Raw genomic sequence first — 10414 nt, 5'->3', positions numbered from 1 at the left:
CCCATCAGCAGTCCGTCGGTGGACAGCAGAACCGCGGACTCGGCGTCCGGCAATCCGCTCACCAGTTCTTCCAGCAACCAGCTCAGATCAGTGCGTGGGGGAGTGGTCATCGTTGCCTTCTTCTGGAGTGCGATCGGTGGCGGGCGGGTCGGTATCGGGACGGCGGCCGGACCGGGAGCCGCTCTCGATGGCGGACATGAGGTTCCGGGCCTGCTCGGGAGTGCGGGTGCGCGGCATATCGGCGACCGGGATGACCCCCGTATCGGCTTCGGCGGACTGCCGCTGCCGGCGCGGCAGAGCCGGGCGCGCACCCTCGTCCGGGCGGGGCTGCGAGATCACGGTCATGGGTTGCGAATCGGCGGGCCGGTGCGGTGCGGGGGCGGCGACCTGTGCGGCGGACCCATCGGCGGAGATACCGAGGGCGGCGGCCGCCGCGGGCTCGAGGGCCGGACGGCCGGGCCGGGCCGGGCGGCCGGATTCGGTGAGTGCGGTCGGGATCAGCGCGATGGCCTTGATGCCGCCGTACACGGAATCCGTCAGACGCACCATGACACCGTGGCGCGCCGCCAGGGTGGCCACCACGAACAGGCCGAGACGGGTATCGCCGGTGAGGGCCGCCACGCCGAAATCCGGTGGTTCGGCCAGCAGGGCGTTGCGTTCGGCGATCTCCTCCGCGGTCATCCCCAGCCCCTGATCGGCGACCTCGACCGCGACCCCGCGGCCGACGACGGAGGCCGATACCTCGACCTGGGATTCCGGCGGCGAGAACGCCGTGGCATTGTCCATCAGCTCCGCGAGCAGGTGGATGAGGTCGGCCACGGCTTTACCGGCGATCAGCACATCGGGTACGCGTCCGGTGTGGATCCGGGTGTAGTCCAGGCTCTCCGCGACCGCGCCGCGGATGAGTTCCCACAGCGGAACCGGATTGCGCCAGCGGCGACCCGACTGTTCACCGCCGAGCACGATGAGGTTCTCGGCGTGCCGGCGGGCGCGGGTGGCCAGATGGTCCAGCTGGAAGAGCAGTTCGAGCTGGTCGGCGTTCTCCTCCTGGCGTTCGGCCTTGTCCAGCAGGGCGAGCTGGCGGTGGACGGCCAGCTGGTTGCGGTGGGCGATATTGAGGAACACGGTATGGAAGCCGGCCCGGGTCTTGGATTCGGCCACCGCGGCGGAAACCGCCGCGACCTGGGCGCGGTTGAACGCGTCGGCCACTTCACCGAGTTCGTCGGTACCGAAGTCCAGGCGCGCGACCTCGGCGGCCGAATCGATGTTCTCGCCGCGGTCGAGCCGGTCCATGATGTCGGGCAGCCGCTCGTCGGCGAGTTTCAGGGTGTCGTCGCGCAGGCGGCGCATCCGCGCGATGAACCGGTTGGCCAGCACGAGCGCGGCCAGGAACGCCAGCGCCGTGATACCCAGGACCGCGGCGCCACCGGCCAGCGAGCCGTTGGCGGTGTCGGCACCCTGGGCGCGGCCGATTGCGTGGGCGTCGGAGCTCTGCCCCTCCCAGAGTTTCAGCAGGGCGGCCACGACCTCGCCGGAAACCCGCTGCCAATCTGCGACGGTCAACGGCAGGACCGGCGTATCGGACTCGGTGGACTCGTCGGTGGTGCTGTAGCCGGAACCGGTACGGGTGCCGGTGTGCCCGGTCGTGGAGTCCGCGGTCTCCGAGTCCTCGGCCGCGACCACCCCGCGCAGCATGACGGCGTCCTGGACGGCGATCAGCTGCTGCCAGGCCGGTGAAGCGGTGAGGGCCTGCAACTGGGCCAGCCGGTCGCCTTTGAGCAGCGTGGCGGAATACGCGACCTCACCCCGGAATTCACCGACGTGCCGGTTGAATTCCACCAGCTGTGCGTCGGTGAGCTCACCGAGAGTCACCGCGACGGCGCCGAGGGTGTCGGCCTTCGACAAAGCCTCGGCCGCCCGCAGCGGTTCGACACCGTAGTTGAGTGCGAGACCGACACCGGCGTCGGGCGCGACCCGGGCCGCCAGCACCGATGCCCCGATGATGGTGTCGATCACCGAACTGAAGAACCCGAACGCCTCTTCCCGCGGGATCGCGCGCGCGTCGATGGCCGCGCGCAGGTTCGGCACGGCCTCGAAGAGTTTGCGGTAGCCCTCGATCTGGCCGGCCGAGCCGTCGGGATCGAGCCGCTGGGCGGCGGCGCCCTTCGCGGTGACCTCGGCCAGGGCGATATCGGAGCGTTTCCGTGCATCCGCGAGCGCCGGCGCGGCCCCGGGATCGCCCGCCAGATACAGCAGCGACAGGCGCCGTTCCTCTTCGAGACCCTGCACCATCAGAATGGCGGGGGTGGTGGTGCTACTGGCCAGATCGGCCCATTCCTGCGCCCGCCGACCGGATTTCACCAGATAGCCCGCGGCGACGATGGCGACCGTGAGCAGCGTGATGCTGGTGATGAGCACGATGGCGAGCAGGCGGGTCCGAATACCGATGCGGCCGCGCGTTCGACTCGGTCGGGAACGGGAGGTCGATGCGAACTCGGGGAGAGGCAGCCGCTTGGACACAGTAGATCAACTCGTTCCCGGGGATGCGCGAACAGCATCATCGCCGCCGGCTCACCGCCCAACTATCCCGGCACTGCGGTCTCCCGGCAATGCGTCGTACTCCGGTACCAGACATTAGCGAAAGCAATACGTTTCAGTCTCGAAAACCACTACTCTCACCAGGCATCCTTTTCGGGTATCGAAGCCGGGACGTTACGGTTTATTCGGGAATGGCTCGTGATCGGCTGCCACTGCCCGCCGTAGCCACGCGTTTCGCGCCCACGACCCGGAAACACAGCACCCGTTCGCCGTATCCGGCCAGCGGCCGGGCCTCGGCGGCCTGCCGGATACCACTGGCCGGGAGTTCGGTGAGTTTGGCGAACATGGTGGCATTACCGAACGCGGAACGGATCTGGGTCTCCGAGGCGTAATCTGCGCCGTAGTCGGCGAGTTTGCCGAAATCCAACGGTGCCAGCGGAGTATCCAGGGCGACCGGTTCGGCGGGCCGGCCGAGCGCCGCGTATTGGGTGGCCGACCCCTGCTCGTACCAGCACAACTCGTAGGCCAGGTTCTCGGTGCTCGTCACACTCATCACCGGCCACTGCTGCGAAAGGGCGAGGGCCAGCGGATTCTTCGCCACCGGCGTCAGCTCCCATTTGAGGCTCTTCACCGCGATCCAGCTGCCCGACATGCGCTCGATCAGGACGATGTCCTCACCGAGTTCGGTGGTGGCGTTGAGTTGTGGATCCCGGGTGCCCCAGTGCGCCTTGTCCACGCCGTAGGCGGTATTGATATCCACCGGTTCGGCGCCGGCCGCGGTGAACGCGGCGACGATCGCGTCGCGCACCTGTTCCAGCGCATCCGGTGCCGAGCACAGCACGCTCAACGCCCCGAACGAGGAACCGATCTCCACCGGTTTGGCCGGCTGGTCCGGCATCGCCCCGGCCACCAGCGGTTTCAGCCCGACCAGCGCGAGCTGCCAGTTGATCTCCTCGATCGTGGCCAGATCGCCGGCGCTTTGATACAGGATCTGCTGCTGGGTCAGGTAACCGGCGCGTTCGAGGGTCCGGCATTCCAGCTTCCGCAGGGCGGCCTGCGTTTTCGTGGTGAAACCGATCTCCTCGATCTTCAGGTTCCGCAGCTGCGACGCCATGGCCGGGGTGGTGAGCGCGGTATAGCGTTCGCGGTACATGGCCACCGCCTGCTTACGCTGCCGGCCCACCATCAGGGTGCGCAGCAGGGTGTTCAGGGTGGCGAGGTACTTCCGGGACTGTTCCGGGTCGGCCTCGAACAGGGTGGCCCGGATGCGGACCGCTTCGTCGGTGGCCACCACGGCCGCGCCCGGGTCCGGCCGGCACAGCCAGACACCGCATTTCGACAGGCCGTCCGCGCAGACCCCCGCCACGTTCGGATAGTCGTGCGCCACCCGGGTGTAGGCGTTGCAGGCATCGCGAATGGTGGCGGTCGCCAGTTCCCGATGGCCGATAGCGCGGGCGGCCTGTTCCAGCAGCCGCAGCGTGTCCTGGACCTGGTTGGCGAACACCGCGGACACATGACCGGAGGTGAACCAGCGCAGCCGGATCATCACCGCTTCCTGCGCGGGCTCCAACGCGCCGGCCACCCGGTTGCGCACCGAACCGTCGGTCTGGGTGGCCAGATAGGCCGAGGCGAGCTCACACAGCGTGGTGGCCAGCTGGAGTTCTGCCTCCGGTGTTCGGTCCCGCGCCGCGAGCCGGTCCGCGGCCACCCGGCCCTCGATGGCGATCAGGTCCATCGCGATCTCAATTCCCGCATCACCTTCCGCGCACGGTCGTCGAGCGGCCGTAGTCCGAGCAGTCCTGGAAAGTCTGCCACAGGTGCCGCGGAGATAGCAGTGCTACCGGGCGGTTGCCCTCACCAGGGCCGGAGATGTGCCCGGGGATGCGGGCCGCCGGTCAATCCGCGGGGACGGTGCTCGCGCCGATTCCCAGGTAGAACAGCGTGATCAGGAAGAGGAACCAGCCCGTCCCCTGCCAGATGGGCCAGGGCCCGCCCCGTCGCCAGACCCGGAGGGTCTCCACGAAGGCGCCGATACCGCCCGCGAGCAGCACCAGACCGGGTCCGAAAAGCACAGCGGTCTGGGCGGTGGTGTCGCACAACAGTGCGTCGGCGTCACGGCACCGACCGGTCGCCGCCCAGAGGGCGGTGACCGCGCAGACCAGTGCCGCGACCCCGAGCACGCCGAGCGCGTAGCGCACGGCCCGCCGGAAGTTTCCATCGTCGGACCAGCGTTTCTCCGCATCGTTGGTCATCGCTCGGCCCTCCTGCCCGCCGTGTTTCCCGGGGGCGGCAAGACAAACATCCCCGGTCGGCGTGTGCGGCCGACCGTCCGGAGACCGGCGACCATTGAGCACTGACTGGGTCGCCAACCTACCGAGGCCGGTCCAGGCGCACGCCGGCATCCACCTTCTGTCTATTCCGGATGGTCTACCTCCATGGTCGGGGCCCGCCCCCGATTCTGGACCGACGGAGCGAGGGAGCGCAGCGAGCGGAGGAGGGAAGAATCGGGGTCACAGGGCCCCGACGCGCGCGCCGAAGGCGCGCAAATCAGACACTGTAGTGGGCGCGGAGTTTGCCCTTGACCAGCTTGCCCGTCGGCGTACGCGGTAGTTCGTCGGCGAAGTCGATACTGCGCGGCACCTTGTAGTGGGCGATGCGCTCGCGCAGGTAGTCGCGCAGTTCCGCGGCGAGTTCCGGGCCGGGGGTCGCGCCCGGCGCCGCTTGGACCACGGCCTTCACCGATTCGCCCATCTCCTCGTCGGGGACTCCGATCACCGCGACGTCGAGCACCGCGGGATGCAGGGCGAGCGCGTCCTCGATTTCCTGCGGGTAGATGTTCACCCCACCCGAGATGATCATGAACGCCTTGCGGTCGGTGAGGAACAGGAAGCCCTCGGCGTCGACATAGCCGATATCGCCGGTGGTGGTCCAGGTCGGATGGTCCGGGTGGATCGCCGCCTCGGTTTTCGCCGGGTCGTTGTGATAGGCGAAGGGCAGTTCGTCGCGTTCGAAATAGATCGTGCCGATCTCGCCGGTCGGCAGTTCCGCGCCGTCGTCGCCGCAGACCCGGATCGAGCCCATACCGGCCGGGCCGACCGAACCCGGTTTGCGCAGCCACTGCTCGCTGTCGATGAAGGTGGCGCCGTTGGCCTCGGTCGAGGCGTAGTACTCGTAGAGCACCGGACCCCACCATTCGATCATCGCGCGCTTCACGTCGACGGCGCAGGGCGCGGCGGCGTGCACGGCGACCTTCAGGCTGGAGATGTCGTAGCGGGAGCGGACGGCCTCGTCGAGTTTCAGCATCCGGACGAACATGGTGGGAACCCATTGGCTGTGCGTGACGCGATAGCGCTCGATCGCGGCCAGGGCCTGCTCGGCATCGAAGCGTTCCATCACGACCAGCGTGCCGCCGAGGGCTTGGACGACACCACCGAACCGCAGCGGCGCGGCGTGGTACAGCGGGGCGGGCGACAGGTACACCGATTCGGTGCCGAAACCGTAGAGCGGGCCGAAGACGGCGGTGTAGGGGTCACCGGGGGGATCGCCGACCTGCTGGTCCGAGAGCGGCTGTTTGATGCCCTTGGGCCGCCCGGTGGTGCCGGAGGAGTAGAGCATATCGGCGCCGCGCGGCTGGTCGGGCAGCGGTTGCGGGGGCTGGGCGGCCAGTGCGTCCTCGTAGGACTCGTAGCCCTCGGCCGGGCCGCCGAAGGCCAGCCGGATCTCCACCCCCGGCGTCTGCTCGACGATCGTCTCGGCGGCGTCGCGCAGACCGGCGGACGCGATCAGCGCCTTCGCGCCGCAGTCGTCGACGATATAGCTGATCTCGGCCGGCGACAGATGCCGGTTCACCGCGGTGATGTAAAGCCCCGATCGCAGAGCCGCCCAGTACGCCTCGTAGACCTTCGGGTCGTTACCGGAGAGCAATGCGACATGATCGCCGCGGCGCAATCCGGCGGCGTGCAGATGCCGGGCGAGCCGGACGGAGTTGTCCTCCAGCTCCCGATAGGTCAGCGTCTCGCCGGTCTCGGCGACGATAACGGCTGGTTTATCCGGGAAATCATCGACATGCGCGCCGGGATACATACTGCTCCTCTACGGAACGAAGCGATCGGAGGACGACCGCCGAGCCGAGCCGGGGCCCGCGACGCGTGCCCGTCACCGGCCCCCGCCGGGCAATCACCCGGCGACCGCGATGATAGCGGAAAGTGAACAGCGATTCGTCGGCTTACTCGATATTGCGCCGGGAACCACGGTGGTGATCGATACCGTCGGCCACGAGGGGATCCTCGAGGACCAGGGCTCGGACCCGCTGCGGTACTCCGGCGAACGCGGCGTGGACCGCGCCGATGTGCGCGAGGACGCGGTGGCCGTGGTCGCGCGCCGGAGCCGCGACCCCGGGGCGGGGCCGCATATCGTGACCGGGCCGATCGCGGTCGCCGGGGCGCGACCCGGTGATCTGCCGGCCGTGCGGATCGATCTGCTCACCATGCGCGCGCCCTACGGGGTGGTGTCCACCCCGCACGGCCGCGGAGTGCTCGGCGGGCGGGCCGGATTCGACGGCGACTACGGGCAGTTCTGCGCCACAGTGACGCGGCCGGTGGCGGGCTCGGGGTGCCGACGATATTCGTGCGCATGCCGCGCCTGCCGTCGCCGCAGGGGCGGGTCAGTCGGCGGAGGAAGGATACAGCCACGTCAATGCCGTGAGGCTCTTGTCGAGGTATTTGTCCAGCCCGTGCTCGAGCCCGTAGGCCATGTCCTCCAGCACGCTGCACCTGGCATAGAAAGCGGCACGCGCCCGGATCGCCCGCACGTCGTGGGCAGCTGTCCGGTAATTGTCCAATGCCGTGTCCAGGGCGCCTGGGCCGAGGTCGCGGTAGACGAGGCCGAAATCGTAGGCCGGGTCGACGATCGCGGCGTCGCTCCAATCGATGACGCCGGTCACTGTGCCCGAAACCGGTTCCACGAGAACATGCTCTATTCCGAGATCGTTGTGGGAGAACACCGGGTCGTAGCGATCCGCCGGGGGCGTTGTCCCGAGAAACGCCTTCACCGCCGCGCGGTGCTCGCCGGGAACTGCGTCGGCGACCGTCTCGTAGGTCCCCGTGGCCTCCGCGAGCCACGATTCGTTCGGCTCGTCGTCGGTGTCCACCAGGTCGGCCATCCGGTCGACAGGAGCGGTGTGCAGGGCGGCGAGGAATCGACCGAGCTCCGCGGCGATCGGTCGCAGCCGGGCCGATCGCCGCGCCGCGGGCACATCGATCAGCGGTCGGCCGGGGAGTTCGAAGTACGCCAGGCAGCCCTGCTCGGGAACGCGGAAGCACGGCTCGGGAACCGGCAGCGGCGAAATATTCGCGACAGCGGCCAGTAGAGCGGCTTCATCGGTCACCCGCGCGGCTCGCCTCTCGGGATCGGGTTCCTTGGTGAAACGCACGATCAACTCGCCATTGACCTCATAGGCGAGGTTGTCCTCCCCCTCCCCGAGCAGCGCCACCGTGCCGATTCGGTAGCCGGGCAGTTGCCCGGTCACGATGTCGCGGACGTCTACGGCACGGTCGCCGTCCCGAAATCTCATGCCACGACTCTAGAACCCCCGCGTCGGATCAGAAGTCGTCGTCGACCAGCGGTTCGTCTGTGCGCCGGCGACCGGCCCGGATTTGGTGTACCGACGCGCCGCGGGGAAAACGTTGGGGGCCAGAAGGCTCCACGGGCCCGGACGGATCGTTGCCTACCGCCGTGATATCGGGACCCCCGCCCGGTATGAGCTCGACCTCGAAATCTCCCGGCGCGGTACCGCATCGGGCGATCAGCCGGTAGGCCTCGCTCAGGATGGCCGACTCCTCGTCCACGATCTTGCGGATGCCGAACGCTGGTGCGGAGATGAGCCACCGGTCCCCGTATCTGCTCACCTTCACCTCGAATCGCATACTCACCCCTTGGTCGTAAGGCCCGCCCGCACAATTGCTTCCCGGCACGGTGATCGGGCGCGACGGTTGAATCGACGGTAAGGAGTGCAGACCGATCATGGCGAGCAGTGAGCACAAGTTTGCACAACTACGCTGCGCTCTTTCTTCCGGCCTCAGCGGAAAAGTGCATCATGTACGAAGTGCGGGAAAACTCGTGCTAACCATCGAACAGGGGTTGAAGTATGCGTCTGCGGTTTCTCGGTAAGGGGGGCTCGGATCTCGGTGGATGCCCCAGTCTGTACACGACCGATCAGGGAAGCTATCTGGTGCAGGGATGGGAGACGGACAGACCGGCGACCGTCGAGATCCCGCATCTACTGCTCGGTTACGCCGAACCCGATACCTTCATCGGCGCGCCCATGCAGGATACCGGCCGGGGAACGTTCACCCTCGCCGGCCGTCCGGTCGCCGAGCGTGAGATCTTGGAGCAGCTCGATCTGGCACCCGACGAGGTCGCGATCGAAGTCCCGAAGACCACAAGGACGTTCTACGGTGCGCTATCTTCCGCATGAGCCGCCGGACTGGGCCGCGCTCTTCCGCGAATGCGTTTCCGAGGCATTCCATCTCGAAGTCCGCGACGTCTACGCCGTCCCGGCCGAGACCGGCCGGCTCGGCCGCTTCCTCGACGGCCGGCCCGCGCTACCGGACGATCAGAAGAATCGGTGGAACACCCTGATCCGGGAGACCATCGGCCGGGGCGTCACGGTACGACGGGTCCGCGTGGTGTCGGTGCCGCACAGCGACTATCACCGGTGGTTGCTCTCGGTGACCGGCACCAATACCGACGCGGGCGAGGATATCCGGTACGTCCCGCGGCATCTGGCCGGTAACGTGCCCTCGGACGACTGGTGGCTGATCGATGACGATCGCGTCGTCTACAACCTGGTCGACGAGCACGGCAAACCCTCCGGTCTCGCGGTGACGACCGACCGGGGGATCATCCAGTACGCCCGGTGCGTGAAGCACCGGCTCTGGGACATGGCTACGCCCTACACGGAATATGTCGACAGATGAACGAAGTGCACGATGCGCGAGAAGCTCTCGGGGCACGGCTGCGGGAGCTGCGGCGCCAGGCCGGCCTCACCAACCGCAGACTCGCGCAACTCTGCGGCTGGCACGAATCCAAGGTGAGCAAGATCGAGTTCGCCCGGATCAGACCCTCCGACGACGATATCCGCGGGTACTGCCGCCACTGCGGGGCCGAGGACCAGCTACCGGACCTGCTGGCCACCTCGAACACCATCGAGGTCGCCTACCTCGAATGGCGCAAGATCCTCGGCACCGGCCTCGGCCGCCGGCAACAGAAATCGTTGAAACTGGAGGCGGCGGCCGCACATATCCGCGATTTCCAGCCGCAGATCGTGCCCGGGCTGCTCCAGACCGCGGAGTACGCGGCAGCCAAACTGCGACGCGGTATCGAATTCCACCGCATCCCCGACGATGTCGAGAACGCCGTGTCGAAGCGGATGGAACGGCAACGCGTCCTGTACCAGCGCGACCATCTGTTCCACTTCCTGATCGCCGAGCAGGCCCTCTACACCACGGTCGGTGACGATGCGGTGATGATCGGCCAGCTCGACCGGCTGTCCTCCCTGATCGGCATGCCTCGCGTGACCATCGGAATCGTCCCGTTCACCGCCGAAGCGCTGGTGGTGTCCACGAATTTCGCCATGTTCGACAACCGGCTGGTCATGGTCGAGGGGACCGCCGCCGAACTCACCATCACTCAGCCGCGCGAGATCGATGTGTACGGGCGGGCGTTCGATATCCTGGCCCGGCAATCGGAGACGGGAGAGGCGGCACGGGCGTTGATCCAGGAGGCTGTGCGGGGGCGGACGGTGCCCAGCGGGAGCAGTTGACGGGACGGACCCGTGTGCTGTCATTGTGGCGAGGTTCGCGCGGCCGTCAACCAA

General features: G+C 67.9%; 10 protein-coding genes. 3 read left to right on the top strand and 7 right to left on the bottom strand.

Annotation, left to right across the window (positions count from 1 at the left end):
• Window positions 1–87: 87 nt before the first annotated feature.
• From ACLML9_RS11160 to ACLML9_RS11130, 7 genes are all read right to left on the bottom strand, one after another.
• Window positions 88–2418 (bottom strand): nitrate- and nitrite sensing domain-containing protein, encoded by a 2331-nt coding sequence (locus ACLML9_RS11160; RefSeq protein WP_411945447.1) that lies wholly within the window; start codon window positions 2416–2418, stop codon window positions 88–90.
• A gap of 301 nt (window positions 2419–2719) precedes the next feature.
• On the bottom strand, window positions 2720–4273 hold the full coding sequence (locus ACLML9_RS11155) for a hypothetical protein (protein ID WP_411945446.1): 1554 nt from the start codon (window positions 4271–4273) through the stop codon (window positions 2720–2722).
• 160 nt (window positions 4274–4433) lie between these two features.
• On the bottom strand, window positions 4434–4790 hold the full coding sequence (locus ACLML9_RS11150; RefSeq protein WP_411945445.1) for a hypothetical protein: 357 nt from the start codon (window positions 4788–4790) through the stop codon (window positions 4434–4436).
• A gap of 295 nt (window positions 4791–5085) precedes the next feature.
• On the bottom strand, window positions 5086–6621 hold the full coding sequence (locus ACLML9_RS11145) for an acyl-CoA synthetase (protein ID WP_411945444.1): 1536 nt from the start codon (window positions 6619–6621) through the stop codon (window positions 5086–5088).
• A gap of 142 nt (window positions 6622–6763) precedes the next feature.
• On the bottom strand, window positions 6764–7060 hold the full coding sequence (locus ACLML9_RS11140) for a hypothetical protein (RefSeq protein WP_411945443.1): 297 nt from the start codon (window positions 7058–7060) through the stop codon (window positions 6764–6766).
• Window positions 7061–7201: 141 nt separating this feature from the next.
• Window positions 7202–8110 (bottom strand): phosphotransferase family protein, encoded by a 909-nt coding sequence (locus tag ACLML9_RS11135; protein WP_411945442.1) that lies wholly within the window; start codon window positions 8108–8110, stop codon window positions 7202–7204.
• Window positions 8111–8138: 28 nt separating this feature from the next.
• Window positions 8139–8468, bottom strand: coding sequence for a hypothetical protein (locus ACLML9_RS11130; RefSeq protein WP_411945441.1), 330 nt, complete (start codon window positions 8466–8468; stop codon window positions 8139–8141).
• Window positions 8469–8683: 215 nt separating this feature from the next.
• On the opposite strand from ACLML9_RS11130, the gene ACLML9_RS11125 reads away from it, so the two are divergent.
• The 3 genes from ACLML9_RS11125 to ACLML9_RS11115 are packed head-to-tail and all read left to right on the top strand — an operon-like array spanning window position 8684 to window position 10360.
• On the top strand, window positions 8684–9013 hold the full coding sequence (locus ACLML9_RS11125) for a hypothetical protein (RefSeq protein ID WP_357055337.1): 330 nt from the start codon (window positions 8684–8686) through the stop codon (window positions 9011–9013).
• On the top strand, window positions 8994–9515 hold the full coding sequence (locus ACLML9_RS11120; RefSeq protein ID WP_411945440.1) for a DUF6879 family protein: 522 nt from the start codon (window positions 8994–8996) through the stop codon (window positions 9513–9515). The genes ACLML9_RS11125 and ACLML9_RS11120 overlap by 20 nt, the downstream gene beginning before the upstream one ends.
• Window positions 9512–10360, top strand: coding sequence for a helix-turn-helix domain-containing protein (locus ACLML9_RS11115; protein WP_411945439.1), 849 nt, complete (start codon window positions 9512–9514; stop codon window positions 10358–10360). The genes ACLML9_RS11120 and ACLML9_RS11115 overlap by 4 nt, the downstream gene beginning before the upstream one ends.
• The last annotated feature ends 54 nt before the right edge of the window (window positions 10361–10414 follow it).

The organism is Nocardia sp. NPDC002869 (assembly GCF_046764065.1).
Classification (GTDB): domain Bacteria; phylum Actinomycetota; class Actinomycetes; order Mycobacteriales; family Mycobacteriaceae; genus Nocardia; species Nocardia rhamnosiphila.
Note: the sequence above shows the minus strand (reverse complement) of the source record. Positions and strands in the feature narration are given on the sequence as shown.